Source organism: Micromonospora sp. NPDC050200, assembly GCF_040656135.1.
Lineage (GTDB): Bacteria > Actinomycetota > Actinomycetes > Mycobacteriales > Micromonosporaceae > Micromonospora.
Map to the genome: position 1 here is coordinate 17,145 of NZ_JBFALG010000027.1, position 26,330 is coordinate 43,474.

The 26,330-nt window shown below is 73.8% G+C and carries 23 protein-coding genes and 2 pseudogenes; 24 read left to right on the forward strand and 1 reads right to left on the reverse strand.

The features are described 5' to 3' along the window. Positions 1 to 67 precede the first annotated feature (67 nt). The 5 genes from AB0I41_RS18960 (at position 68) to nusB (ending at position 3,635) form a co-directional block, all read left to right on the forward strand. On the forward strand, positions 68 to 574 hold the full coding sequence (locus AB0I41_RS18960; RefSeq protein ID WP_357108922.1) for a shikimate kinase: 507 nt from the start codon (positions 68 to 70) through the stop codon (positions 572 to 574). A gap of 137 nt (positions 575 to 711) precedes the next feature. Further along, positions 712 to 1,788, forward strand: coding sequence for a 3-dehydroquinate synthase (gene aroB, locus AB0I41_RS18965; RefSeq protein ID WP_357108925.1), 1,077 nt, complete (start codon positions 712 to 714; stop codon positions 1,786 to 1,788). After that, complete coding sequence (gene aroQ, locus AB0I41_RS18970) at positions 1,785 to 2,216, forward strand: type II 3-dehydroquinate dehydratase (protein WP_357108928.1); 432 nt, start codon at positions 1,785 to 1,787, stop codon at positions 2,214 to 2,216. The genes aroB and aroQ overlap by 4 nt, the downstream gene beginning before the upstream one ends. A 427-nt stretch (positions 2,217 to 2,643) precedes the next feature. Next, positions 2,644 to 3,201, forward strand: coding sequence for an elongation factor P (gene efp / locus AB0I41_RS18975; RefSeq protein ID WP_357108932.1), 558 nt, complete (start codon positions 2,644 to 2,646; stop codon positions 3,199 to 3,201). Positions 3,202 to 3,224: 23 nt separating this feature from the next. Next, positions 3,225 to 3,635: a transcription antitermination factor NusB gene (gene nusB / locus AB0I41_RS18980; RefSeq protein ID WP_357109116.1), complete on the forward strand. Its 411-nt coding sequence runs from the start codon at positions 3,225 to 3,227 to the stop codon at positions 3,633 to 3,635. 78 nt (positions 3,636 to 3,713) lie between these two features. On the opposite strand, the gene AB0I41_RS18985 is transcribed toward nusB, so the two are convergent. Continuing rightward, entirely contained in the window at positions 3,714 to 4,202 is a 489-nt protein-coding gene (locus AB0I41_RS18985; RefSeq protein WP_013285505.1) for a helix-turn-helix domain-containing protein, read from the reverse strand. 287 nt (positions 4,203 to 4,489) lie between these two features. Between AB0I41_RS18985 and pyrR the strand changes: the two genes are divergently transcribed. From pyrR to AB0I41_RS19080, 19 genes and pseudogenes are all read left to right on the forward strand, one after another. Beyond that, complete coding sequence (gene pyrR, locus AB0I41_RS18990) at positions 4,490 to 5,074, forward strand: bifunctional pyr operon transcriptional regulator/uracil phosphoribosyltransferase PyrR (RefSeq protein WP_357108935.1); 585 nt, start codon at positions 4,490 to 4,492, stop codon at positions 5,072 to 5,074. Positions 5,075 to 5,129: 55 nt separating this feature from the next. Then, positions 5,130 to 6,056 carry an aspartate carbamoyltransferase catalytic subunit gene (locus AB0I41_RS18995; protein ID WP_238448448.1) on the forward strand — a complete coding sequence of 309 codons (927 nt, stop codon included), beginning with the start codon at positions 5,130 to 5,132 and terminating at the stop codon, positions 6,054 to 6,056. After that, the gene (locus AB0I41_RS19000; protein WP_357108939.1) at positions 6,053 to 7,330 is read left to right on the forward strand and encodes a dihydroorotase; all 1,278 of its coding nucleotides are present in this window, start codon (positions 6,053 to 6,055) and stop codon (positions 7,328 to 7,330) included. The genes AB0I41_RS18995 and AB0I41_RS19000 overlap by 4 nt, the downstream gene beginning before the upstream one ends. After that, positions 7,327 to 8,472, forward strand: coding sequence for a glutamine-hydrolyzing carbamoyl-phosphate synthase small subunit (carA, locus tag AB0I41_RS19005; protein WP_357108942.1), 1,146 nt, complete (start codon positions 7,327 to 7,329; stop codon positions 8,470 to 8,472). The genes AB0I41_RS19000 and carA overlap by 4 nt, the downstream gene beginning before the upstream one ends. Further along, on the forward strand, positions 8,465 to 11,812 hold the full coding sequence (gene carB / locus AB0I41_RS19010; protein WP_357108945.1) for a carbamoyl-phosphate synthase large subunit: 3,348 nt from the start codon (positions 8,465 to 8,467) through the stop codon (positions 11,810 to 11,812). Before carA ends, carB begins: the two co-directional genes overlap by 8 nt. A 106-nt stretch (positions 11,813 to 11,918) precedes the next feature. Beyond that, positions 11,919 to 12,956, forward strand: a complete 1,038-nt coding sequence (locus AB0I41_RS19015; RefSeq protein WP_357108948.1) for a quinone-dependent dihydroorotate dehydrogenase — start codon at positions 11,919 to 11,921, stop codon at positions 12,954 to 12,956. A 43-nt stretch (positions 12,957 to 12,999) separates the two neighbouring features. Further along, positions 13,000 to 14,274, forward strand: a complete 1,275-nt coding sequence (locus tag AB0I41_RS19020; protein WP_357108951.1) for an adenosylmethionine--8-amino-7-oxononanoate transaminase — start codon at positions 13,000 to 13,002, stop codon at positions 14,272 to 14,274. 66 nt (positions 14,275 to 14,340) lie between these two features. After that, positions 14,341 to 15,174 carry an orotidine-5'-phosphate decarboxylase gene (gene pyrF, locus AB0I41_RS19025; RefSeq protein WP_357108954.1) on the forward strand — a complete coding sequence of 278 codons (834 nt, stop codon included), beginning with the start codon at positions 14,341 to 14,343 and terminating at the stop codon, positions 15,172 to 15,174. A 169-nt stretch (positions 15,175 to 15,343) separates the two neighbouring features. Then, a complete protein-coding gene (gene mihF, locus AB0I41_RS19030; RefSeq protein ID WP_088962722.1) occupies positions 15,344 to 15,661 on the forward strand; it encodes an integration host factor, actinobacterial type in 318 nt (105 codons plus the stop codon). Positions 15,662 to 15,686: 25 nt separating this feature from the next. Continuing rightward, complete coding sequence (locus AB0I41_RS19035; RefSeq protein WP_357108958.1) at positions 15,687 to 16,220, forward strand: guanylate kinase; 534 nt, start codon at positions 15,687 to 15,689, stop codon at positions 16,218 to 16,220. 47 nt (positions 16,221 to 16,267) lie between these two features. Then, the gene (rpoZ, locus tag AB0I41_RS19040) at positions 16,268 to 16,531 is read left to right on the forward strand and encodes a DNA-directed RNA polymerase subunit omega (RefSeq protein WP_007075826.1); all 264 of its coding nucleotides are present in this window, start codon (positions 16,268 to 16,270) and stop codon (positions 16,529 to 16,531) included. Positions 16,532 to 16,546: 15 nt separating this feature from the next. Continuing rightward, entirely contained in the window at positions 16,547 to 17,755 is a 1,209-nt protein-coding gene (gene coaBC / locus AB0I41_RS19045) for a bifunctional phosphopantothenoylcysteine decarboxylase/phosphopantothenate--cysteine ligase CoaBC (protein WP_357108960.1), read from the forward strand. A gap of 99 nt (positions 17,756 to 17,854) precedes the next feature. After that, positions 17,855 to 19,045, forward strand: coding sequence for a methionine adenosyltransferase (gene metK, locus AB0I41_RS19050; RefSeq protein ID WP_357108962.1), 1,191 nt, complete (start codon positions 17,855 to 17,857; stop codon positions 19,043 to 19,045). A 59-nt stretch (positions 19,046 to 19,104) separates the two neighbouring features. After that, positions 19,105 to 21,372, forward strand: a complete 2,268-nt coding sequence (locus AB0I41_RS19055; RefSeq protein ID WP_357108964.1) for a primosome assembly protein PriA — start codon at positions 19,105 to 19,107, stop codon at positions 21,370 to 21,372. A gap of 213 nt (positions 21,373 to 21,585) precedes the next feature. Continuing rightward, the gene (locus tag AB0I41_RS19060) at positions 21,586 to 22,569 is read left to right on the forward strand and encodes an AAA family ATPase (protein ID WP_357108969.1); all 984 of its coding nucleotides are present in this window, start codon (positions 21,586 to 21,588) and stop codon (positions 22,567 to 22,569) included. 90 nt (positions 22,570 to 22,659) lie between these two features. Further along, positions 22,660 to 22,906: pseudogene (locus AB0I41_RS19065) on the forward strand (cytochrome P450); the annotation flags it as partial. Between the two features lie 153 nt (positions 22,907 to 23,059). Then, positions 23,060 to 23,620: a peptide deformylase gene (gene def, locus AB0I41_RS19070; RefSeq protein WP_357108972.1), complete on the forward strand. Its 561-nt coding sequence runs from the start codon at positions 23,060 to 23,062 to the stop codon at positions 23,618 to 23,620. Between the two features lie 4 nt (positions 23,621 to 23,624). Then, positions 23,625 to 24,551 (forward strand): methionyl-tRNA formyltransferase, encoded by a 927-nt coding sequence (fmt, locus tag AB0I41_RS19075; protein WP_357108975.1) that lies wholly within the window; start codon positions 23,625 to 23,627, stop codon positions 24,549 to 24,551. A 221-nt stretch (positions 24,552 to 24,772) separates the two neighbouring features. Beyond that, positions 24,773 to 26,128 (forward strand): annotated as a pseudogene (locus AB0I41_RS19080) (transcription antitermination factor NusB); the annotation flags it as partial. Positions 26,129 to 26,330: the final 202 nt, after the last annotated feature.

Consider the following 26,330-nt stretch of genomic DNA (forward strand, 5'->3'; position numbering starts at 1 on the left):
CGGCCGGGTGGGCCAGGGGCCGCGTCCCGCTGACCGGCCGCGCCGCCACGGATCGGAGCGTGATCCGGTGACGAAGCCGGTCTGCGTGCTGGTCGGGGCGCCCGGCTCCGGCAAGACGACCCTCGGCGAGAAGTTGGCGGCGCTGCTCGGGGTCGAGTTCCGGGACACCGACGCCGACATCGAGCGGCTGGCCGGCAAGCCGATCCCGGAGATCTTCATCGACGAGGGGGAGGCGCACTTCCGTACCCTCGAACGGGCGGCGGTGGCGGCGGCGCTGGCCTCGCACGGCGGGGTGCTCGCCCTCGGCGGCGGCGCGGTCCTCGCCGAGGAGAATCGCGCCGCGCTGGTCGGGCACACCGTGGTGCACCTGTCGGTGGAGCTGCCCGACGCGGTGAAGCGGGTCGGCCTCGGCGTCGGCCGGCCGCTGCTCGCGATCAACCCCCGGGCCACGCTCAAGCACCTGATGGACCAGCGCCGCCCGCTCTACGCCGAGGTGGCGACCGCGACCGTGGTCACCGACGGGCGTAGCCCCGCGGAGATCGCCGCCGAGATCGTCGGCCTGCTCAGGCCCTGACCCGGCTCAGGCCGACACCGGCGACGGCGCCGAGCACCAGCCCGACCGCCATACCTGCCCTGCCGTCGGCATTGTCGCTTGCCACCAGGTGGACGACCGCCGTCGCGGCGGTACCGACTGCACTAGGCTGCCCTGCGATGGACGAGGTGACCCGGATTCCGGTCGGCGGCGAGCGGCCGTACGACGTGCTGGTGGGACGAGACCTGCTCGATGCGCTGCCGCGGCTGCTGCCCGGCGCGGAGCGGGTCGCGCTGCTGTTCGCGCCGCCGCTCAAGGACCTGGCCGACACGCTGGCCGAACGGCTCCGCGCGCTCGGCGTCGCCCCGCTGCAGATCGAGGTGCCCGACGCCGAGGCGGGCAAGCGGATCGAGGTGGCCGCCGACTGCTGGGAGCGGCTCGGCGCGGCCGGGTTCACCCGTACCGACGTGGTCGTCGGCATCGGCGGGGGCGCCGTGACCGACCTGGCCGGCTTCGTCGCCGCCTGCTGGCTGCGCGGGGTGCGCTGGTTGCCGGTGGCGACCTCCCTGTTGGGCATGGTCGACGCCGCGGTCGGCGGCAAGACCGGCGTGAACACCGCCGCCGGCAAGAACCTGGTCGGCGCGTTCCACCCGCCGGCCGGCGTGCTCTGCGACCTGTCGACGCTGGGCAGCCTGCCCCCGGCCGACCTGGCCGCCGGGATGGCCGAGGTGGTCAAGTGCGGCTTCATCGCCGACCCGATGATCCTCGACCTGGTCGAGCGGGACCCGGCTGCCGCCGTCGACCCGACCGGCCCGGTGGCCCGCGAGCTGATCGAGCGGGCGATCCGGGTCAAGGCCGACGTGGTCTCCGGTGACCTGCGCGAGTCCGGGATCCGGGAGGTGCTCAACTACGGGCACACCCTGGCGCACGCGATCGAGAAGGTGGAGGGTTACCGCTGGCGGCACGGGCACGCCGTCGCGGTCGGCACCGTCTACGCCGGCGCCCTGGCCCGGCTGGCCGGGCGGCTCGACGCCGCCACCGCCGAACGGCACCGGACGGTGCTGGCCGCGCTCGGCCTGCCCACCAGCTACCCGGCGGACGCCTGGCCGGAGCTGCTGACGGCGATGCGGGTGGACAAGAAGGCCCGGGGCAGCAGGCTTCGTTTCGTGGTGCTCGACGGCCTGGCCCGGCCGGCGATCCTGGAGGGGCCGGACGACGAGCTGCTGCACGCCGCCTACCGGGAGGTCACCTCATGAGGGTGTACGTGCTGAACGGGCCGAACCTGGGCCGGCTGGGCACCCGGCAGGTCGACGTGTACGGGGTGACCAGTTACGCCGATCTGGAGACACTCTGTGCCGACACCGGCCGTGAGCTGGGGCTGGACGTGACCGTCCGGCAGACCGACGCCGAGCACGAGCTGCTGGGCTGGCTGCACGAGGCGGCCGACGAGGGGGCCGCCGTGGTGCTCAACCCGGCCGCCTGGTCGCACTACTCGATCGCGGTCCGGGACGCCTGCGCGATGCTGCGCGGGCCGCTGGTGGAGGTGCACATCTCCAACATCCACGCCCGGGAGGAGTTCCGGCACCACTCGGTGGTCTCCGCCGTGGCGACCGGGGTGATCTGCGGCCTGGGCGTCGACGGGTACCGCCTCGCCCTGCACCACCTGGCCACCCTCGCCGCCTGACAGCTCCCGCCCCGCCCCGCCCCGCCGCTTCGGCCGCCGACAGGACATACATCACGCTGTGTGGCCCTCGTCACCCCGCGCGCCGACCGCCCCGGCCGCTTTTGCTCTGCCGCCTCCGATGCAGCAGTGGCCTGACCTGCGGGTTTCCCACATCACCTCGGGTGCGGCCGGGGGGCATGTCGCCTACGCCGGGTGACCACAGGTCGCAGCCCGCGCGACAGCGACGAGCCGCCGGGCATCGCCACGACCGGGGGCGGAGGACGAAGGGCGACGGGCTGCGCGGCTTCTTCTCTGGCCCCGTACCCGGTACCCGGATGCCGTCCCCATGGGCGCCGCCGGTGGGGTGGGAAGAGACGGTGCAGTCGCCGGCTCGACACTGCTAGTAGACTTGCGAGGTCTGTCCGCCAATTGATGATCAAGGCAGGAAATGGCATCCACCAACGACCTCAAGAACGGCCTGGTACTCAACCTCGACGGGGAGCTCTGGGCCGTCGTCGAGTTCCAGCACGTCAAGCCCGGTAAGGGTGGGGCGTTCGTCCGCACGACGCTGAAGAACGTGCTGTCCGGCAAGGTCGTCGACAAGACCTTCAACGCGGGCACCAAGGTCGAGACCGCGACCGTCGACAAGCGCACCATGCAGTACCTGTACGCCGACGGCGAGGACTACGTCTTCATGGACCTGGAGACGTTCGACCAGATCACCGTCCCCGGCGGCACCGTCGGCGAGGCGGCGAACTACCTCCTCCCCGAGGCCGAGGCGACCGTCGCCACCCACGAGGGTCTTCCGCTCTACATCGAGCTGCCGACCTCGGTAGTGCTCGAGGTCACCTACACCGAGCCGGGTCTGCAGGGCGACCGGTCGACCGGCGGCAACAAGCCGGCCACCGTCGAGACCGGCGCGACCGTGCAGGTGCCGCTCTTCATCACCACCGGCGAGAAGATCAAGGTCGACACCCGCGACGGCCGTTACCTCGGCCGAGCCTGATGGCCGAGGGTCCCAAGCAGCAGATGCCGTCGCGCCGCAAGGCGCGGAAGCGGGCGCTGGACGTGCTCTACGAGGCCGACCTGCGTGACCGGCCCCCGGTCGAGGTGCTCGCCGGCTACGTCGAGCGGATCGAGAAGCCGCGGCCGGAGCACCTGGGCTACGCGGTCGGCCTGGTCGAGGGGGTCGCCTCCCACCTCGACCGGATCGACGAGGTGATCGCCAGCTACGCCGAGGGGTGGACGCTGGACCGGATGCCGGTGGTCGACCGCAACCTCGCCCGGATCGCCGTCTACGAGCTGCTCTACGTCGACGAGATCGACGACGCGGTGGCGATCAGCGAGGCGGTGGAACTGGCCCGGCAGATGTCGACCGACGACTCGCCGCGCTTCCTCAACGGCATCCTCGGCCGGATCGCCGAGTACGCCACCCGCTGAACGACGGCGGCGTCAGCCGCACCCCGTACGCAGGAAGGGCCCGTGCCGGACGGCACGGGCCCTTCCTGCGACAGCCCCTCAGGACGCGAAGAACGCCCGCGGGTCGGCGACCAGCACACCGTGCTCGGTGAGCCGCTCGATCAGGCCCGACGGCGAGGCGTCGTAGACGATCGCCAGCGCGCGCAGGTCGTCGGCGCGGATGGAGAGCACCCGGCCGTTGTAGTCGCCACGCTGCTGCTGGATGGCGCGGGCGTACCGGGCGACGTAGGCGAGGTCCTCGGAGGCCTCGTCGTAGAGCCGCTCCAGGTCCAGGACGATCTTGCTGGTGGGCTCGTGCCGCACCCCGCTGCCGTCGGGCAGCAGCTCCGAGACGGGAACGCGGTAGAAGTCGGCCAGCTCCGCCAGGCGGGACACGGTGACGGCCCGGTCGCCGCGCTCGTACGAGCCGACCACCACGGCCTTCCACCGGCCGTTCGACTTCTCCTCCACACCCTGCAGGGACAGGCCCTGCTGCTGGCGGATGGAGCGCAGGCGGGCGCCCAGCGACTTGGCGTATTCAGAGGGCATTCGGACACTCCCAGTGCTGCTTTGGGGTTCTCCCAGCGATCGCTACGGAGCGTGACGGTACGGGGATTGCGACACGTGGTCAAGTGGTCGTGACCTTACCGTTGGGGAGCGCGGGGTGACTTATCCCCATTTCGCCACCCTGATCCGGGGATCAGTGGGTGCTGGCGGTCGGCCCGGTGACCGCTGGTAACGTGGCGTGAAGTCCCGGTCCGGGCCGCCCGCGATCCGACCGGAAATCCAGACGTCCTTTAACGACCCGTCCCGTGAGGCGGGGAAGGAGGTCCGCCGTGGCCTGCCCACCGGCTGCCCTTTCATCGCCGGCGCGACAACCCTCGGTGAAGGTGATCCTCGCCAGCGCCGACGTTCAGCGCGTCGTCGACCGGATCGCCCACCAGATCCTGGAGAAGACCCAGGGCGCCGCCGACACCGTCCTGCTCGGCATCCCCACCCGGGGCGCCCCGCTCGCGCGGCGGCTCGCCGCCCGGATCAGCACCTTCGAGGACGTCGACGTCCCGGTCGGGGTGCTCGACATCACCCTCTACCGCGACGACCTGCGCCGGCACGCCACCCGCGCGGTCGGCCCGACCCAGCTCCCGCCGGGCGGCATCGACGGCAAGCGGGTCGTCCTCGTCGACGACGTGCTCTTCTCCGGCCGCACCGTCCGGGCGGCGCTCGACGCGCTCAACGACGTCGGCCGGCCGGCCTGCGTGCAGCTCGCCGTCCTGGTCGACCGCGGCCACCGCGAGCTGCCGATCCGCGCCGACTACGTCGGCAAGAACATCCCGACCGCGCTCACCGAGAGCGTCAAGGTCACCCTCGCCGAGACCGACGGCGCCGACGAGGTCAGGCTCTTCGGGGGTGCCACCCTGTGAGCGCGAGGAGTGCAGCGGAGCGGAGCCCCGCAGTCGCGAACGAAAGGCAGGCACAGTGATCCGGCACCTGCTCTCCGGGGCCGACCTGGACGCGGCCACCGCCACCCAGATCCTCGACACCGCCGCCGAGATGGCCACCGTCGCCGGCCGGGAGGTCAAGAAGCTCCCCGCGCTGCGCGGCCGGACCGTGGTGAACCTCTTCTACGAGGACTCCACCCGGACCCGGATCTCCTTCGAGGCGGCCGCCAAGCGGCTCAGCGCCGACGTGATCAACTTCTCCGCCAAGGGCTCCAGCGTGGCCAAGGGGGAGAGCCTGAAGGACACCGCGCTCACCCTCCAGGCGATGGGCGCCGACGCGGTGGTCGTCCGGCACCCCGCCTCCGGCGCGCCGCACCGGCTGGCGAACTGGGTGGACGGGTCGGTGGTCAACGCCGGCGACGGCACCCACGAGCACCCCACCCAGGCGCTGCTCGACGCGTACACGATGCGCTCCCGGCTGGGCCGGCTCGCCGGCCTGCACGTCGCGGTGGTCGGGGACGTGCTGCACTCCCGGGTGGCCCGCTCCAACGTGCTGCTGCTGTCCACCCTCGGCGCCAAGGTCACCCTGGTCGGCCCGCCGACGCTGATCCCGGTGCACATCGGCCAGGCGCTCGCTCCCGGCACCGACGTCTCCTACGACCTCGACGCGGTGCTGCCGCAGTCCGACGTCGTGATGATGCTGCGGGTGCAGCGGGAGCGGATGAGCGACTCCTACTTCCCCTCCGCCCGCGAGTACGCCCGCCGCTACGGCCTCGACGGCCCGCGCATGCGACGCCTGCCCGAGCACGCGATCGTCATGCACCCCGGTCCGATGAACCGCGGCATGGAGATCACGCCCGAGGTCGCCGACTCGCCCCGCTCCACCATCGTCGAACAGGTCGCCAACGGGGTCTCCGTGCGGATGGCCGTCCTCTACCTGCTGCTCGGAGGGAACAACCTGTGACCTCGTACCTCATCCGCAACGTGAGCGTCGTCGGCGCCGCGCCGACCGACCTGCTGATCCGCGACGGCGTCGTCGCGGAGACCGGCGCCGGGCTGACCGCGCCGGACGCCACCGTCGTCGACGGCACCGGGCTGGTTGCCCTGCCCGGCCTGGTCGACCTGCACACCCACCTGCGCGAACCCGGCCGGGAGGACGCCGAGACCGTCGAGTCCGGCTCCCGCGCGGCGGCGCTCGGCGGCTACACCGCCGTCTGCGCGATGGCCAACACCTCCCCGGTCGCCGACACCGCCGGCGTGGTCGAGCAGGTCTGGCGGCTGGGCCGGGAGGCCGGGCTGGTCGACGTGCAGCCGATCGGCGCGGTCACCGTCGGGCTGGCCGGCGAGCGCCTGGCCGAGCTGGGCGCGATGGCCGACTCCGCCGCCCGGGTGCGGATCTTCTCCGACGACGGGCACTGCGTCGCCGACCCCAAGCTGATGCGCCGGGCCCTGGAGTACGTCAAGGCGTTCGACGGGGTGGTCGCCCAGCACGCCGAGGAGCCCCGGCTCACCGAGGGCGCGCAGATGCACGAGGGTGAGGTCTCCACCCGGCTCGGGCTGACCGGCTGGCCGGCGGTCGCCGAGGAGGCGATCATCGCCCGGGACGTGCTGCTGGCCGAGCACGTCGGCAGCCGGCTGCACGTCTGCCACGTCTCCACCGCCGGCAGCGTCGAGGTGCTGCGCCAGGCCAGGGCGCGCGGGGTACGGGTGACCGCCGAGGTGACCCCGCACCACCTGCTGCTCACCGACGAGCGGGCGGCCACCTACGACCCGGTCTACAAGGTCAACCCGCCGCTGCGCACCGCCACCGACATCGCCGCGCTGCGTGCCGCGCTGGCCGAGGGCGTCATCGACGTCATCGCCACCGACCACGCCCCGCACGCGGTGGAGGACAAGGAGTGCGAGTGGGCGTACGCCCGGCCCGGCATGCTCGGGCTGGAGACGGCGCTGTCGATCGCCCTGGACGTGTTCGGGCCGGAGTGGGACCTGATCGCCGAGCGGATGTCGCGCACCCCGGCCCGGATCGCCGGGCTGGACGGGCACGGCCTCGATCCGGCCCCCGGCGTGCCGGCCAACCTCACCCTGGTCGACCCGGCCGCCCGCCGGGTGATCGAGCCCGCGGAACTGGCCAGCCGCAGCCGCAACACCCCGTACGCCCGCATGACGCTGCCGGGTCGCATCGTGGCGACCTTCCTGCGTGGCGAGCCGACGGTCCTGGACGGAAAGGCAGTCAAGTGAGTCGCAGGCGTTCAGCGATCCTCGTCCTGGAGGACGGGCGCACGTTCCACGGCGAGGCGTACGGCAGCATCGGCGAGACCTTCGGCGAGGCGGTCTTCAACACCGGCATGACCGGCTACCAGGAGACCCTGACCGACCCGTCGTACCACCGGCAGGTGGTGGTGCAGACCGCGCCGCACATCGGCAACACGGGGGTGAACACCGAGGACGACGAGTCCGGCCGGATCTGGGTCGCCGGGTACGTCGTGCGTGACCCGGCCCGGATCGGCTCCAGTTGGCGGGCCACCGGCGGGCTGGAGGACCGGCTCGCCGCCGAGAGTGTGGTCGGCATCGCCGGAGTGGACACCCGGGCGCTGACCCGGCACCTGCGCGAGCGCGGCGCGATGCGGGTCGGCATCTCCAGCGTCGACGACGACCCGCGCGCCCTGCTGGCCCGGGTCCGCCAGTCGCCGCAGATGGTCGGCGCGAACCTCTCCGCCGAGGTGACCACCGCGAAGCCGTACGTGGTCGAGGCGCAGGGCGCGCACCGGTTCACCGTGGCCGCGCTCGACCTGGGCATCAAGCGCAACGTGCCGCGCCGGCTCGCCGCGCGCGGCGTCACCACCCACGTGCTGCCGGCCGGCTCGACCATCGACGACCTGCTCGCCACCGGCGCGGACGCGGTCTTCCTCTCGCCCGGCCCGGGCGACCCGGCCACCGCGGACGGGCCGGTCGCGCTCGCCCGGGAGGTGCTGCGCCGCGAGGTGCCGCTGTTCGGCATCTGCTTCGGCAGCCAGATCCTCGGCCGGGCGCTGGGCTTCGGCACCTACAAGCTCGGCTACGGCCACCGCGGCATCAACCAGCCGGTGCTCGACCGGGCCACCGGCAAGGTCGAGGTGACCAGCCACAACCACGGCTTCGCGGTGCAGGTGCCGGGCGCCGGGCAGGGTGCGGTGGTCCCCGACCAGGTGATCGACACCGAGTTCGGGGGCGTCCAGGTGTCGCACGTCTGCCTCAATGACAACGTGGTCGAGGGGCTGCGGGCCAGGGACGTGCCCGCCTTCACCGTCCAGTACCACCCGGAGGCGGCGGCGGGCCCGCACGACGCGGACTACCTCTTCGACCGCTTCGCCGAGCTCATCGAAGGCGGTAAGAATGCCTAAGCGGACCGATCTCAAGCACATCCTGGTGATCGGCTCCGGGCCGATCGTCATCGGGCAGGCCTGCGAGTTCGACTACTCCGGCACCCAGGCGTGCCGGGTGCTGCGCAGCGAGGGGATCCGGGTCAGCCTGGTCAACTCCAACCCGGCGACCATCATGACCGACCCGGAGTTCGCCGACGCCACGTACGTCGAGCCGATCACCCCGGAGTTCGTCGAGCTGGTCATCGCCAAGGAGCGCCCCGACGCCCTGCTGCCCACCCTCGGCGGGCAGACCGCGCTGAACACCGCGGTCGCCCTGCACTCCGCCGGCGTGCTGGACAAGTACGGCGTGGAGCTGATCGGCGCGAACATCGACGCGATCAACCGCGGCGAGGACCGGCAACTGTTCAAGGACATCGTCGCCAAGGCCGGCGCCCGGATCGGCGTCGAGGACCCGACCGGCCTGGTGCCCCGCTCCCGGGTCTGCCACTCGATGGCCGAGGTCGAGGACACCGCCGCCGAGCTGGGCCTGCCGGTGGTGATCCGGCCCTCGTTCACCATGGGCGGACTGGGTTCCGGCATGGCGCACACGGACGAGGACCTGCACCGCATCGCCGGGGCCGGCCTGGCCGCCAGCCCGGTGCACGAGGTGCTCATCGAGGAGAGTGTGCTCGGCTGGAAGGAGTACGAGCTCGAACTGATGCGCGACCGCCACGACAACGTGGTGGTGGTCTGCTCGATCGAGAACGTCGACCCGATGGGCGTGCACACCGGCGACAGCGTCACCGTCGCCCCGGCCATGACGCTCACCGACCGGGAGTACCAGCGCCTGCGTGACCTGGGCATCGCGGTGCTGCGCGAGGTCGGGGTGGACACCGGCGGCTGCAACATCCAGTTCGCGGTCAACCCGGCCGACGGCCGGATCGTCGTGATCGAGATGAACCCGCGGGTGTCCCGCTCCTCGGCGCTGGCGTCCAAGGCGACCGGCTTCCCGATCGCCAAGATCGCCGCGAAGCTGGCCATCGGCTACACCCTGGACGAGATCCCCAACGACATCACGCTGAAGACCCCGGCGGCGTTCGAGCCGACCCTGGACTACGTGGTGGTGAAGATCCCCCGGTTCGCGTTCGAGAAGTTCCCCGGCGCCGACCCGGAACTGACCACCACGATGAAGTCGGTCGGCGAGGCGATGAGCCTCGGGCGTAACTTCACCGAGGCGCTCAACAAGGCGATGCGCTCGATGGAAACGAAAGCAGCCGGGTTCTGGAGTGTGCCGGATCCGCGCGGGGCGACGAAGGAGAACACCCTCGCCGCGCTGCGGATGCCGCACGACGGCCGGCTCTACACCGTCGAGCGGGCACTGCGGCTGGGCGCCTCCATCGCCGAGGTCGCCGCCGCGTCCGGCGGGATGGACCCCTGGTTCCTGGACCAGATCGCCGCCCTGGTCGAGCTGCGGGCGGAGATCGTGGACGCCCCGGTGCTCGACGCCGAGCTGCTGCGCCGGGCCAAGCGGGCCGGCCTGTCCGACCGGCAGTTGGCCGCGCTGCGCCCGGAGCTGGCCGCCGAGGACGGCGTCCGTACCCTGCGGCACCGGCTCGACGTCCGGCCGGTCTACAAGACGGTGGACACCTGCGCCGCCGAGTTCGAGGCGACCACCCCGTACCACTACTCCACGTACGACCAGGAGACCGAGGTCGCGCCCTCGGACCGGCCCAAGGTGCTGATCCTGGGCTCCGGGCCGAACCGGATCGGGCAGGGGATCGAGTTCGACTACTCCTGCGTGCACGCCGTCATGGCGCTGCGGGAGGTCGGCTACGAGACCGTGATGGTCAACTGCAACCCGGAGACGGTCTCCACCGACTACGACACCGCCGACCGGCTCTACTTCGAGCCGCTGACCTTCGAGGACGTGCTGGAGGTCTGGCACGCCGAGGACTCCTCGGGCCGGGCGGCCGGCGGGCCGGGCGTGGTCGGGGTGATCGTGCAGCTGGGCGGGCAGACCCCGCTGGGCCTGGCCCAGCGGCTCAAGAACGCCGGCGTGCCGGTGGTCGGCACCTCGCCCGAGTCGATCCACCTCGCCGAGGAGCGGGGCGCGTTCGGCGCGGTGCTGGCCCGGGCCGGGCTGCGCGCACCGGCGCACGGCATGGCCACCTCGTACGACGAGGCGAAGGCGATCGCCGACGAGATCGGGTACCCGGTGCTGGTCCGGCCGTCGTACGTGCTCGGCGGGCGGGGCATGGAGATCGTCTACGACGACGCCACCCTGCGCGGCTACATTGGCCGGGCCACCGACATCTCCCCGGACCACCCGGTGCTGGTGGACCGCTTCCTCGACGACGCCATCGAGATCGACGTGGACGCGTTGGTCGACGCCGACGGCGAGGTCTACCTCGGCGGGGTGATGGAGCACATCGAGGAGGCCGGCATCCACTCCGGCGACTCGTCCTGCGCGCTGCCGCCGATCACCCTGGCCGGGTCGCACCTGGCCCAGGTGCGCCGCTACACCGAGGCGATCGCCCGCGGGGTGGGGGTCAAGGGTCTGCTCAACGTCCAGTACGCGCTCAAGGACGACATGCTCTACGTGCTGGAGGCCAACCCCCGGGCGTCCCGGACGGTCCCGTTCGTCTCCAAGGCCACGGCGGTGCCGCTGGCCAAGGCGGCGGCCCGGATCGCGCTCGGCGCCACCATCGCCGAGCTGCGCGCCGAGGGGCTGCTCCCGCCGACCGGGGACGGCGGCACGATGCCGGCGGACGCCCCGATCGCGGTCAAGGAGGCGGTGCTGCCGTTCAAGCGGTTCCGCACCCCGTCGGGCAAGGGCATCGACTCGCTGCTCGGCCCGGAGATGAAGTCCACCGGCGAGGTGATGGGCATCGACACCAACTTCGGGCACGCCTTCGCCAAGAGCCAGTCGGCCGCGTACGGGTCGCTGCCGACCGGCGGCAGGATCTTCGTCTCGGTCGCCAACCGGGACAAGCGCGGCATGATCTTCCCGATCAAGCGCCTCGCCGACCTGGGCTTCGAGATCGTCGCCACCACCGGCACCGCCGAGGTGCTGCGCCGGCACGGCATCGCCTGCGAGCAGATCCGCAAGCACTACGAGTCCGGCGAGGGCGAGGACGCGGTGTCGATGATCCTCGGCGGCGACGTTGCGCTGGTGGTCAACACCCCGCAGGGCTCCGGCGCCAGCGCCCGCTCCGACGGCTACGAGATCCGCAGCGCGGCCGTCACGGCGGACATCCCCTGCATCACCACCGTCCCCGGCGCCGCCGCGGCGGTCATGGGCATCGAGGCGAGGATCCGCGGCGACATGCAGGTCCGCCCGCTCCAGGAACTCCACGCCGCCCTGCGAGCGGGCGAGTGACCCCCGACGCGGTTCCCGCGTCGATCATGAAGTTGGCGGCAGCCGAGGAGATCGACACCGCCGTCAACTTCATGATCAACCCGGGGGAGGGCCCGGGGAGAGCGCGGTGATGTTCGAGAAGGGACTGCGGCCCTGGCTGTTCCGGATCGGGGGAGGGGACGCGGAGGCGGCGCACGAGTGGACGCTCGGGCGGCTGGCGGGGCTCTCCCGGCGGCCGGCCGTGCTCGCCGCGCTGCGGGCCCGTTACCTCGTGCGGGCGCCGCGCACGGTGTTCGGGGTCGAGTTCCCCAACCCGGTCGGGTTGGCCGCGGGGATGGACAAGAACGGCGTGGCGCTGCCGGCCTGGCCGGCGCTGGGCTTCGGCTTCGTCGAGGTCGGCACGGTCACCGCGCACGCCCAACCGGGCAACCCCCGGCCCCGGCTCTTCCGGCTGCGCGACAGCGAGGCCGTGGTCAACCGGATGGGCTTCAACAACGCCGGCGCCGAGGCCCTGGCGGCCCGGCTGGCGGCGCTGCCCCGCCCGATCGGGGCGCCGCTGGGCATCTCGCTGGGCAAGTCCAAGGTCACCCCACTGGCCGACGCGGTCGAGGACTACCTCGCCTCGTACCGGGCGCTGCGGGCGCACGGCGACTACTTCGCGGTCAACGTCTCCTCGCCCAACACCCCCGGCCTGCGCGCGTTGCAGGACCGGTCCCATCTGGACGCCCTGCTGGCGGCCCTGGTGGGGGAGAAGCCGGTGCTGGTGAAGATCGCCCCCGACCTGACCGGGCCGGCCATCGCCGAGCTGCTGGAGGTCTGCCTGGCCCGCGGCGCGGCCGGCGTGATCGCCACCAACACGACCCTGGCCCGCGACGGCCTCGCCCCGGCCGACCGGGACCGCGGCGCGGAGACCGGCGGGCTCTCCGGGCGTCCGCTTGCCGCGCGCGCCCGGGAGGTGGTCGCCTTCGTGCACCGGGAGACCGGCGGGCGGCTGCCGGTGATCGGCGTGGGCGGCATCCTCGACCCCGACGACGCCGCCCGGATGTTCGACGCCGGGGCCAGCCTGGTCCAGCTCTACACCGGCTTCATCTACCGGGGCCCGGCGCTGGTCCGGGCCGCGGCCCGCGCGGCGGCGGGCGCCACCGCGCCGGTGCCGGCCGGGTGACCCCTCCCGGCCGGGCAGACCCCGAGGGTACGAAGGAGAGCGCGTGACGCCCGAGGAGATCCTGGCCGTCGACCGGGCCCACGTGTGGCACCCGTACGCGGCGCTGCCGCCGGCCCACCCGCCGTACGTGGTGCACAGCGCCGAGGGCGTCCGGCTGCGGCTGGCCGACGGCCGGGAGCTGGTCGACGGGATGTCGTCCTGGTGGGCGGCGATCCACGGCTACCGGCACCCGGTGCTCGACGCGGCGGTCACCGACCAGCTCGGCCGGATGAGCCACGTGATGTTCGGCGGGCTCACCCACGAGCCCGCCGTGCGGCTGGCGCGGACGCTGGTGGAGCTGGCTCCGGACGGCCTGGAGCACGTCTTCCTGGCCGACTCCGGCTCGGTCAGCGTCGAGGTCGCCATCAAGATGTGCCTGCAGTACCAGCGGGCCACCGGCCGCCCGGAACGCCGCCGGCTGGGCACCTGGCGGGGCGGCTACCACGGCGACACGTTCCACCCGATGAGCGTCTGCGACCCGGAGGGCGGCATGCACCACCTCTGGGGTGACGTGCTGCCCCGGCAGGTCTTCGCCCCGGTCCCGCCCGGCGGCTTCGACGACCCGCCCGACCCGGCGTACGTGGCGGCGCTGACCGACGCGGTGGAGCGGCACGCCGGCGAGCTGGCCGCGGTGATCGTCGAGCCGGTGGTGCAGGGCGCGGGCGGGATGCGCTTCCACCACCCCGGGTACCTGCGTGTGCTGCGCGAGGTGACCCGGGCGCACGGGGTGCTGCTGGTCTTCGACGAGATCGCCACCGGCTTCGGCCGGACCGGCGCCATGTTCGCCGCCGAGCACGCCGGGGTGAGCCCGGACGTGCTCTGCGTCGGCAAGGCCCTCACCGGCGGGTACCTCACCCTGGCCGCCGCGCTCTGCACCCCGGAGGTCGCCCGAGGCATCTCCGCCGACGGGGTGCTGGCGCACGGCCCCACCTTCATGGGCAACCCGCTGGCCTGCGCGGTCGCCAACGCGTCCCTGGGGCTGCTGCGGGCCGGCGACTGGGCCGCCCAGGTCGCCAGGGTCGGTACGGGGCTGCGGGCCGGCCTGGAGCCGCTGCGCGGCGCGCCCGGGGTGGCCGACGTGCGGGTGCTGGGCGCGATCGGCGTGGTGCAGCTGGACCACGAGGTGGACATCGCCGCGGCGACCGCCGCCGCCGTGGCGCAGGGCGTCTGGCTGCGCCCGTTCCGCGACCTGGTCTACACCATGCCGCCGTACGTGACCGACGACGCCGACCTGGCCCGGATCGTGGCCGGGATCGCCGCGGCGGTGAAGGCCGGCTGAGCCCGGCGGGCAGGACGGGGCCGGCGCGGCCGGGTCCCGAGCGCGAGTGTGAGGAGAGGAACGCCGATGGAGAGTTTCGGGACCCGGCTGCACCGCGCCGTCGCCGAGCGGGGGCCGCTCTGCGTGGGCATCGACCCGCATCCCGGGCTGCTGGCCCGCTGGGGGCTGCCGGACGACGTCGACGGGTTGGACCGGTTCGCGCGGACCGTCGTGGCGGCGATCGGTGACCGGGTCGCGGTGGTCAAGCCCCAGTCGGCCTTTTTCGAGCGGTTCGGTGCCCGAGGTGTCGGGATTCTCGAGTCAACTATCCGACAGTTGCGGGAATGTGGCGCGCTCGTGCTCCTGGACGTCAAGCGTGGCGACATCGGCTCGACCGTCGCCGCGTACGCCTCGGCCTACCTCGACCCGTCCAGCCCCCTGCACGTCGACGCGGTGACCGCGAGCCCCTACCTGGGGGTCGGATCGCTGGCCCCGATGTTCGAGTTGGCGGCGGCGCACGGCGGCGGGGTCTTCGTGCTGGCGCTCACCTCCAACCCCGAGGGGGCCGCGGTGCAGCGGGCCCGTACGGCCGACGGGCGCACCGTCGCGCAGACCGTCATCGACGAGATTTCCCAGCTCAACAGGGGTGCCGAGCCGCTGGGCAGCTTCGGGCTGGTGGTCGGCGCGACCATCGGCGACACCGGCCACGACCTGTCGACGGTGAACGGCCCGCTGCTCGCCCCGGGGCTCGGCGCGCAGGGCGCCACGGCGGCGGACCTGCGGACCGTGTTCGGATCCAGCCTGCGGTCGGTGCTGCCCTCGTACTCCCGGGAGGTGCTCGGTGCCGGCCCGGACCCGGCCGCCCTGCGGACCGCCGTGGACCGCGTGCTGGCCGACTGTCGGGGCGTGCTGGCTGACTGACGGCTCGGTCACTTTTGCTGATCTTCGCGCGCCCACGTTGCCGAAAGCGTCCGCGACCGCTAGTTTTCCCCGCGCTGGGAACCACGGACCCCTTTGGTTGCCAGCGACACCACGTTTCACAGAGCGGCGGTGCGTTCCGCCCGTCGCGATAGGGACCTGAGGAGAACTGGTGCCGCTCCCGTCACTGACCCCCGAGCAGCGCGCTGCCGCGCTGGAGAAGGCCGCGGAGATCCGCAAGGCCCGTGCTGAGCTGAAGGAGCAGCTCAAGCAGGGCAAGACCACCCTCGCCGCCGTCCTCGAGCGGGCCGAGTCCGACGACGTCGTCGGCAAGCTGAAGGTTTCGGCCGTCCTGCAGGCGATGCCGGGCATCGGCAAGATCCGGGCCACCCAGATCATGGAGAAGCTCAAGATCGCCGACAGCCGTCGCCTGCGCGGGCTCGGCGAGCAGCAGCGCAAGGCTCTGCTCGGAGAGTTCGCCGCCAACTGAACGGCGCACCGTGTAGAAACAAGCGGTGAGCACGGATGACGAGGCGCGCCCGGCGGCTCGGCTCACTGTCCTGGCGGGGCCCTCGGGCGCCGCGCGGGAGAGTGTCGTCGAGCTGGTCCGGGCGCGTTCTCCGTCCGTGTGGGTGCCGGTGCCGGTGACCACCCGGCCCCGACGCCCCGACGAGGTCGACGGCGTCGACCGGCGCTTCGTGGACCCGGTCGGCTTCGACCGGATGGTCGCCGCGGGCGAACTGCTGGAGTGGTCACGGACCGGCGGGCACCGGCGCGGCACGCCCCGCGGGCCGCTGCGGGCCCGGTTGGCCGACGGGCAGCCCGTGCTGCTCCCGCTCGACCTGCCCGGCGCGCTCGCCGTCCGGGAGGCCCTGCCGGACGTCCGGCTGGTCCTGCTGGTGCCCCCGGGGTACCGTCCGGACCCGGCGGTCGTCGCGGCCGTCGGACACACCGTGGTCCACGACCGCTCCGAGCGGGTCGTGGCCGAACTGGTAGGCTTGCTCGGTTCTTCCTATCTGGCTCCCGCCCAGCCGCGACTGTGCGGTTGAGCGACCAGCCGCGCTCGCGCGGACACTTCAGACGCAGAGGGTATTTCGTGGGATCCATCGCCAACCCCGAGGGCATCACCAACCCGCCGATCGACGAGCTCCTCGAGAAGACCACCTCGAAGTACGCGCTGGTGATCTTCGCCGCCAAGCGTGCCCGCCAGGTCAACGCCTACTACAGCCAGCTCGGCGAGGGCCTGCTGGAGTACGTCGGCCCGCTCGTGGAGACCACCCCGCAGGAGAAGCCGCTCTCGATCGCGATGCGTGAGATCAACGCGGGCCTGCTCACCGCCGAGCCGACCGACCAGCCGTAACAACCGCGCCCGCCGATGCCCGCCGAGATCGTCCTCGGGGTCGGCGGCGGCATCGCCGCCTACAAGGCGTGTGAGCTGCTGCGGCTCTTCACCGAGTCGGGCCACCGGGTCCGGGTCGTGCCGACCGCGTCGGCGCTCCGCTTCGTCGGGGCGCCGACCTGGGCGGCCCTGTCCGGCCAGCCGGTCGCCGACGACGTCTGGTCCGACGTGCACGAGGTGCCGCACGTCCGGCTCGGCCAGCGCGCCGACCTGGTGGTGGTCACGCCGGCCACGGCGGACCTGCTCGCCAAGGCGGCCCACGGCCTCGCCGACGACCTGCTCACCAACACCCTGCTCACCGCCCGCTGCCCGGTGGTGCTCGCCCCGGCGATGCACACCGAGATGTGGGAGCACCCGGCCACCGTCGCCAACGTCGCGACGCTGCGCTCGCGCGGCGTACGGGTGATCGAACCGGCCGTCGGCCGGCTCACCGGCGCCGACACCGGCAAGGGGCGGCTGCCCGACCCGGCGGAGATCTTCGCCGTCGCCCGCCGGGCCCTGGCCCGGGGCGTCGACGCACCCGCCGACCTCGCCGGCCGGCACGTCGTGGTCACCGCCGGCGGCACCCGCGAACCGCTGGACCCGGTCCGCTTCCTCGGCAACCGCTCCTCGGGCAAGCAGGGGTACGCCTTCGCCCGCGCGGCCGTCGCCCGGGGAGCCCGGGTCACCCTGGTCGCGGCGAACGTCGCCCTGCCCGACCCGGCCGGGGTCGACCTGGTCCGGGTGGGCACCACCGAGGAGTTGCGCGCGGCCACCCTGGCGGCCGCCGAGCACGCCGACGTGGTGGTGATGGCGGCCGCGCCCGCCGACTTCCGTCCGGCGACCTACGCCTCTGGCAAGATCAAGAAATCGGAGGACGGCACCGCGCCCACCATCGCGCTGGTCACCAACCCCGACATCGCCGCCGAGCTGGGGCGGCGCCGCCGGCCGGAGCAACTGCTGGTGGTCTTCGCCGCGGAGACCGGCGACGCCGAGGCCAACGGCCGGGCGAAACTCGCCCGCAAGCGGGCCGACCTCATCGTGATCAACGAAGTGGGCGTGGACAAGGTCTTCGGGGCCGAGACCAACGCGGCGACCGTGGTCGGCGCGGACGGCAGCGTGGCCACGCTGCCCGAGCAGTCCAAGGAGGACCTGGCCGATCGCGTCTGGGACCTTGTGGTGACCCGACTGGCCGCCGTGTCCTGACCGCTGGTCACTTTCGCGTTGGCTGCGTCACTCTGGAGGTGGGTGACTAAACTGCCGCGGAGTGACCTTTCAGTAGAGACTCAAGTGCTTAGGAGTGCCGTGACACGTCTTTTCACGTCCGAATCGGTCACGGAGGGCCACCCGGACAAGATCGCCGACCAGATCAGCGACGGCATCCTCGACGCCCTGCTGGCCAGGGACCCGCACAGCCGTGTCGCGGTGGAGACCCTCATCACCACCGGGCAGGTGCACATCGCGGGCGAGGTGACCACCAAGGCGTACGCCGACATCCCGACCATCGTCCGGGAGACCATCCTCGGAATCGGGTACGACTCGTCGAAGAAGGGCTTCGACGGCGCCTCCTGCGGGGTCAGCGTCTCGATCGGCCAGCAGTCCACCGACATCGCCCAGGGCGTCGACAACGCCTTCGAGTTGCGTACCGGTGAGTCGGAGAGCGCGCTGGACGCGCAGGGCGCCGGCGACCAGGGCATGATGTTCGGCTTCGCCTGCTCGGAAACCCCGGAGCTGATGCCGCTGCCGATCGCGCTGGCGCACCGGCTGGCTCGCCGGCTGGCCGCCGTGCGCAAGGACGGCACCATCCCCTACCTGCGGCCCGACGGCAAGACCCAGGTCACCATCGAGTACGAGGGCCTGCGCCCCGTCCGGCTCAACACCGTCGTCGTCTCCAGCCAGCACGCCGCGGACATCTCGCTGGAGTCGCTGCTCACCCCGGACGTGCGCGACCACGTCATCGCCCCCGAGCTGGAGAGCCTCGGCCTGGACACCGAGGGCTACCGGCTGCTGGTCAACCCGACGGGCCGGTTCGAGATCGGTGGCCCGATGGGCGACGCCGGCCTGACCGGCCGCAAGATCATCGTCGACACCTACGGCGGGTACGCCCGCCACGGCGGCGGCGCCTTCTCCGGCAAGGACCCGTCGAAGGTGGACCGGTCGGCCGCGTACGCGATGCGCTGGGTGGCCAAGAACGTCGTGGCCGCCGGCCTGGCCGAGCGCTGCGAGGCGCAGGTCGCCTACGCGATCGGCAAGGCCCACCCGGTCAGCCTGTTCATCGAGACCTTCGGCACCGAGACCGTGCCGGTCGCCTCGATCGAGAAGGCCGTCACCGAGGTCTTCGACCTCCGCCCGGCCGCCATCATCCGGGACCTCAACCTGCTCCGCCCGATCTACCAGCAGACCGCCGCGTACGGCCACTTCGGTCGCGAGCTGCCGGACCTGACCTGGGAGAGCACCGACCGGGCCGCCGACCTCAAGTCGGTAGCGGGAGCCTGACCGGCACCAGGCGCAGCGACCGGCGGCCCGCGCAGCGGTCGCCGGTCGCTCGTGTCTGCGTGGACGTGCCGCTGCCGCACCTCGACCGCCCTTTCGACTACCTGGTCCCCGCCGAGCTGGATGCCGACGCCGTGTCCGGGGTGCGGGTGAAGGTGCGCTTCGCCGGGCAGCTGGTCGACGGCTGGCTGCTGGAGCGCGCCGACGGCTCCGGGCACACCGGCCGGCTGGCGTACCTGGAGAAGGTGGTCTCCCCGGAACCGGTGCTGGCGCCGGAGATCGCCCGGCTGGCCCGGGCCGTCGCCGACCGGTACGCCGGCGGCCTGGCCGACGTGCTCCGGCTCGCCGTCCCGCCCCGCCACGCCCGGGTCGAGAAGGAACTGCGCGCACAGCCCGCGGCCGCCGGCTCCGACACCGCCGCCGCCGACACCGCCACGACGCCGGAGGCGGTCACCGCCGCCGCCTCGTCCGCCGGCACCCCCGCGCCGCCGACGGTGGCTGGTGCCCCGACACCGTCGGCCGGCACGCCTGCGACTCCGGCGATGGCCGTCGCCACGGCGCCGTCCGCCGGCGCGACCTCGGTGGTGGCCGTCGACACGGCGCCGACTGTCGGCGCGACTGCGGTGGTGGCCGTCGACACGGCGCCGTCCGCCGGGTCCGCTGCTGACGCGCCCGGGCCGACCGGGGCGACTGCCCGACCTGACGCCTCCGGGCCGACCGGGGCCGCGCCCCGACGTGAGGCCCCCGGGCCGACCGGGGACCCGGCCCGCCCGACCGTCGACCCGCGGGGCTGGCGGGACTATCCGGCCGGCCCGGCGTACCTGCGGGCGCTCGCCGCCGGCCGCGCGCCCCGCGCCGTCTGGTCGGCGCTGGCCGGGGAGGACTGGGCCGCCCGGTATGCCGACGTCGTCGCCGCCACGGTCGCCGGCGGCCGGGGCGCGGTCGTCGTGGTCGCCGACGCCCGGGACCTGGACCGGCTGGACGCCGCGCTCACCGACACCCTGGGCCCGGGCCAGCACGTCTGCCTCTCCGCCGCGCTCGGCCCGGCCCGCCGGTACCGGGCCTTCCTCACCGCCCGGCGGGGCGGCGTGCCCGTGGTGATCGGCACCCGGGCGGCGATGTTCGCCCCGGTCGACCGGCTCGGCCTGGTCGCGGTCTGGGACGACGGCGACGACCTGCACGCCGAGCCCCGCGCCCCGTACCCGCACGCCCGGGACGTGCTGCTCACCCGGGCCCAGCTCGCCGGGGCCGCCGCGCTGGTCGGCGGGTACACCCGGACCGCCGAGGCGCAGCTGCTGGTGGAGACCGGCTGGGCGCGCGAGGTGGTCGCCGACCGGGCGACCCTGCGGGCGCGTACCCCGGCCGTCGCACCGACCGGCGACGACCCGCAGTTGGCCCGCGACCCCGGCGCGGCGACCGCCCGCCTGCCCAGCCTTGCCTGGACCACCGCCCGGGACACCCTGCGCGCGGACGCCCCGGTGCTGGTGCAGGTGCCGCGCCGGGGCTACCTGCCCTCGATCTCCTGCGCGGACTGCCGCACCCCGGCCCGCTGCCCGTACTGCGCCGGCCCGTTGGCGCTGCCCTCTGCCGACGGGGCGCCCGCCTGCCGCTGGTGCGGCCGGGTCGCCGCCGCGTACGCCTGCCCGGAGTGCGGCGGGCGGCGGCTGCGCGCGGCGGTCACCGGCGCCCGGCGCACCGCCGAGGAGCTGGGCCGCGCCTTCCCCGGCGTGCCGGTACGCACCTCGGGGCGGGAGGAGGTGCTGACCAGCGTTCCCGGCGGTGCCGGCCTGGTGATCGCCACCCCCGGCGCCGAGCCGGTGGCCGAGGGCGGCTACGGCGCGGTGCTGCTGCTGGACTCCTGGGCCCTGCTCACCCGGGCCGACCTGCGCGCCGGCGAGGAGACGCTGCGCCGCTGGCTGACCGCCGCCGCGCTGGCCCGGCCGGCGTCGGCCGGCGGGCGGGTCGTGGTCGTCGCCGACGGCGCGCTGGCGCCGGTGCAGGCGCTGCTGCGCTGGGATCCGGCCTGGTTCGCCTCGCGGGAGCTGGCCGAGCGGCGGGAGCTGGGCTTCCCGCCGGCGATGAAGATGGCCAGCGTCACCGGTCCGGCGGCGGCCGTGGCCGACCTGCTCGCCGCGGCCCGGCTGCCCGACGGCGCGGAGGTGCTCGGCCCGGTCCCGGCCGACGACGACCGGGAGCGGATGCTGGTGCGGGTGCCGCGGGCCCGGGCCGTCGCCCTCGCCGAGGCGCTGCACACGGCCGCCGGGGTGCGCAGCGCCCGCAAGGCCGCCGACCCGGTCCGCCTCCAGGTCGACCCGCTCAGCCTCTTCTGAGCGCTGACCAGCGGTGATTCGCGCACCGGCGCGGGCCGGCGGCCGGCCCGGAGCGGGTGCCGTCGCACACCGTGTCCGGCAAACCGCTGGCGGAGAAGTGGTAGCATCGCCCGTCATGCCCGGGCGCACGGATGGCGCGACGATGGCGGGAATGCGTCGATCCGACGCCATATCGATGATGTCAATCAGCCGGTGATCAGGGGTGGACCAGTCGTGACCGTTCGTCAATCGATCGTCTTCAACGGGGACCTCGGCAGCGGCAAGAGCACCGTCTCCGTCGAGATCGCCAAGCGGCTGGGGCTGCGCCGGGTCAGCGTCGGCGACCTCTATCGCCAGATGGCGCAGGAGCGGCAGATGACCGCCCTCCAGCTCAACCTGCACGCCGAGCTGGACCAGGCCGTCGACGGCTACGTCGACCAGCTCCAGCGCGACATCGCCGCCTCCGGCGAGTCGCTGGTCATGGACTCCCGGCTGGCCTGGCACTTCTTCACCGACGCGCTCAAGGTGCACATGATCACCGAGCCGGGCGAGGCGGCCCGCCGGGTGCTGCTGCGCCCCTCCGGCCCGGCCGAGAGCTACACCTCACTGGACGAGGCCAAGGCCAAGCTGCTCGAACGCAGCGAGAGCGAGCGGAACCGGTTCATCGTCCGCTACGGCGTGGACAAGGCCCGGCTGCGCAACTACGACCTGGTCTGCGATACCACCCGGGCCTCGGCGCCCGAGGTGATCGAGCACATCGTCGACGCGTACGAGGGCCGGCTCGGCGCCGAGGTGCTGCGCGACGCCCCGCCGCTGCTGCTGCTCGACCCGGCCCGGGTGTACCCGACCGAGGACATCACCACCCTGCGCGGGCTCTGGGACTCGGAGTTCGTCGGGGAGGTGGCCGGGGCCGGCGACGAGGCCCTGGAGCCGCTGCGGATCGGCTACACCGGCGAGTACTTCTTCGTCGTCGACGGGCACCGCCGGCTCAGCGCCGCCCTGCAGAACGGCTTCAACCTGGTCCCGGCCCAGCTGGTCGCCGAGGTGGACGAGCCCGTGGTCGGCGGGATGAGCGCGGTGGACTTCTTCGCCGCGCAGGTCCGGCCGAGCATCGTCTACGACTGGGAGGCCGCCCACGGCATCCAGCTGCCGCTGCCCGAGCACGCCCTGCTCGGCGGCGACGCGGTGCTGGCGGGGGAGCCCGGCGCCGGCGCCTGAACCCGCCCACCGCCGGCCGCCTGGGGTCGCCGGGGGACGTCGGGGCCGCGCATGATGGAGCCTCCGACGCATCGACGCGGGAGGCCGGTCATGGACGCAGCCGAGGCACTCGCCCTGCTCATGTCGCCGCAGGGGCGAATCGACGTACCCGACCTACGAGCGGCTGCGCGGCTACGGGCCGGTGGTCCAGGCCGGGCCGGTGTTCTTCGTGGTCACCGGCTACGCCGAGGCCGACGAGATCCTGCGTGACCCCCGGTTCGGGGTGCTGGACGACGCGCTGCGCGACCAGTTCCTGCCCGGCTGGCGGGACAGCCCGGCCGTGACGTCGATCTCCCGGTAGAACGTCAAGAGACCCTGCCGGTGATCATCATCTCATCTCATCATGAACATGGAGTCCGCTGCGCCGCATCGCGGTACGCCGGCCGGGGCCGCCCCCGGCACTCCGTAGACTGGTACGGCAGCGTCCGTCCAGCCGAAGGAGCCACACCGCGTGACCGTCCAGCCCATCCGTCTGTTCGGGGACCCGGTGTTGCGCACGCCGGCCGATCCGGTCGTCGACTTCGACGCCGAGCTGCGTAGGCTCATCGCCGACCTCACCGACACGATGCGGGAGCAGAGCGGCGCCGGCCTGGCCGCGCCCCAGCTCGGGGTGGGCCTGCGGGTGTTCACCTTCGACGTCGACGACGTGCTCGGGCACCTGGTCAACCCGGTGCTGGAGTTCCCCGACGAGGAGGAACAGGACGGCCCGGAGGGCTGCCTGTCCATCCCCGGGCTCTACTTCGACACCAAGCGCCGGCAGAACGTCATCGCCAAGGGCTTCAACGGCTACGGCGACCCGATGCAGATCGTCGGTACCGGGCTGATGGCGCGCTGCGTGCAGCACGAGACCGACCACCTCGACGGGGTGCTCTTCGTCGATCGGCTGGACCCGGCCGGGCGCAAGGAGGCCATGAAGGCCATCCGCCAGGCGGAGTGGTACGACCCGGCCGCCCCGCCCACGGTCAAGCTCAACCCGCACGCCGCCGGCAGCCCCTTCGGTCTGGGGCGGTGACCCGGTGCGTCTGATCTTCGCCGGCACGCCGGCCGTCGCCGTCCCCGCCCTGGCCGCCGTCGCCGCCTCCGGGCACGAGCTGCTGGCCGTGGTCACCCGCCCCGACGCCCCGGCCGGTCGCGGTCGCGGGCTGGTCCGCTCCCCGGTCGGCGCCTGGGCCGACGAGCACGGGATCGAGGTGCTGACCCCGGCGAAGCCCCGCGAGCCCGAGTTCCTCGACCGGCTGCGCGAGCTGGCGCCGGACTGCGTGCCCGTGGTCGCGTACGGCGCGCTGGTGCCGCCGGTGGCCCTGGAGGTCCCCCGGCACGGCTGGGTCAACCTGCACTTCTCGCTGCTGCCCGCCTGGCGCGGCGCGGCCCCCGTGCAGCACGCCGTGCTGCACGGCGACGAGCTGACCGGCGCGAGCGTCTTCCAGCTCGAACAGGGGCTGGACACCGGCCCGGTCTACGGCACGCTCACCGACGAGGTCCGGCCGACCGACACCTCCGGCGACCTGCTGGAGCGCCTCGCGCACTCCGGTGCGGGCCTGCTGGTGGCCGTCCTCGACGCGATCGAGGCCGGGACGGCCCGGGCCGAGCCGCAGCCGGCCGACGGGGTCTCCCTGGCCCCGAAGCTGACCGTGGAGGACGCCCGGGTGCGTTGGACCGATCCCGCCTTCGCCGTGGACCGGCGGATCCGGGCCTGCACGCCGGCCCCCGGGCCGTGGACGACCTTCCGCGGCGACCGGGTCAAGCTCTGCCCGGTGACCCCGGTCGGCAACGGCCCCGAGTTGAAGCCGGGAGAGCTGCTGGTGGAGAAGTCCCGGGTGCTGGCCGGCACCGCGACCGTGCCGGTGCAGCTCGGTGAGGTGCGCGCGGCGGGCAAGAAGGCCATGCCGGCGACCGACTGGGCGCGCGGCGTCCGGGTCGGCGCCGGGGAGGAGCTCGCGTGACCGCCCCCTCGGACCGTTCCGACAGTTCCCGTTCCGACAGCCCCCGCGCCGACCGGTCCGCCGGCCGCGCCGACGGCTCCCGCGGTGACCGGTTCGACCGGTCCGCGCCCCGGCGCTCCGACGCGCCGCGGGGCGACCGCTCGGCAGGTGGCGGTTTCCGCGGCGACCGGGGTGGCGGCCGTACCGGCTTCGACCGGCGCGGCGGTCGGCCCGCCCGCCCGGCCGTCGACCTGCCCCGGTACGCCGCCTACCAGGCGGTCGCGGCGGTGCACCGGGACGACGCGTACGCCAACCTGGTGCTCCCGTTGATCCTGCGCGAGGAGGGACTGGTCGGCCGGGACGCGGCCTTCGCCACCGAGCTGACCTACGGCACGCTGCGCCACACCGGCACCCTGGACGCGATCATCACCGACGCCGCCGGGCGGGACGTCGAACGGATCGACCCGCCGGCCCGCGACGCCCTGCGGCTCGGGGCGTACCAGCTGCTGCACACCCGGGTGCCGGCGCACGCGGCGGTCTCCTCGACCGTCGACCTGGTCCGCTCGGTGGCGCCGGGTGCCACCGGCTTCGCCAACGCCGTGCTGCGGGAGATCGCCGGCCGGGACGCCGACGAGTGGGTGGCGAAGCTCGCCCCGCCGATGGAGACCGACCCGGTCGGCCACCTGGCGCTGGCGTACAGCCACCCGAAGTGGATCGTGCGGGCCTTCGCCGAGGCGCTCGGCGGCGACCTGGGGGAGACCACCCGGCTGCTGATCGAGGACAACGAACGGCCCCCGGTGCACCTGTGCGCCCGGCCCGGCCTGGCCGACCCGGTCGAGCTGGCCGACGAGGTGGGCGGCGCCCCCGGCGCCTTCTCCCCGTACGCGGTCTACCTCTCCGGTGGTGCGCCGGGAGACCTGCCGGCGCTGGCCGACGGGCGGGCGCACGTGCAGGACGAGGGCTCGCAGCTGGTGGCGAACGCGCTGGCCGCCGCGCCGCTGGACGGGCCGGACGGGCGCTGGCTCGACCTGTGCGCCGGTCCCGGCGGCAAGTCGGGCCTGCTCGGCGCGCTGGCCGCGCAACGTGGCGCCCGGCTGACCGCCGTGGAGGTCTCCGAGCACCGGGCCCGGCTGGTCGAGCAGGCCACCCGGGGCCTGCCGGTGAACGTGCTGCACACCGACGGCCGCACGGTCGGCGCGGACCCGAAGCTGCCGGAGGGGCACTTCGACCGGGTGCTGGTGGACGCCCCCTGCACCGGCCTGGGCTCGCTGCGCCGCCGGCCGGAGTCCCGCTGGCGGCGCCAGCCCTCCGACCTCCCGCCGCTGACCCGGTTGCAGCGTGAACTGCTCACCGCGGCCCTGCGCGCGGCCCGTCCCGGCGGCCTGGTCGCCTACGTCACCTGCTCCCCGCACGTGGTGGAGACGCACGTGACGGTGACCGAGGCGGCCCGGCGCGCCGAGGTGCCGGCGGACTTCGTCGACGCCCGTACGCTGCTGCCGGCCGGCATGCCCGGCTTGGGTGACGGCCCGACGGTGCAGCTCTGGCCGCACCGGCACGGCACGGACGCGATGTTCCTGGCGGTGCTGCGCCGCGGCTGAGTGGTGCCGCGCGGATGGTCGGGTCGGCTCAGCGGACCGGCAGGCCCTTCGTGCCGGCGCCGGGGTGCGCCACCGTCGCGTCGTCCACCCTTTCCGGGAGATGACGGCCGGTCGGTGCGGCCCGCGTGGCGTTGCGCTTGCGCGGGGTGTGCCGCACGGGTGACCGTCTCTGATGGAGCGTTGCCGCGTTTCGGTCGGTCGG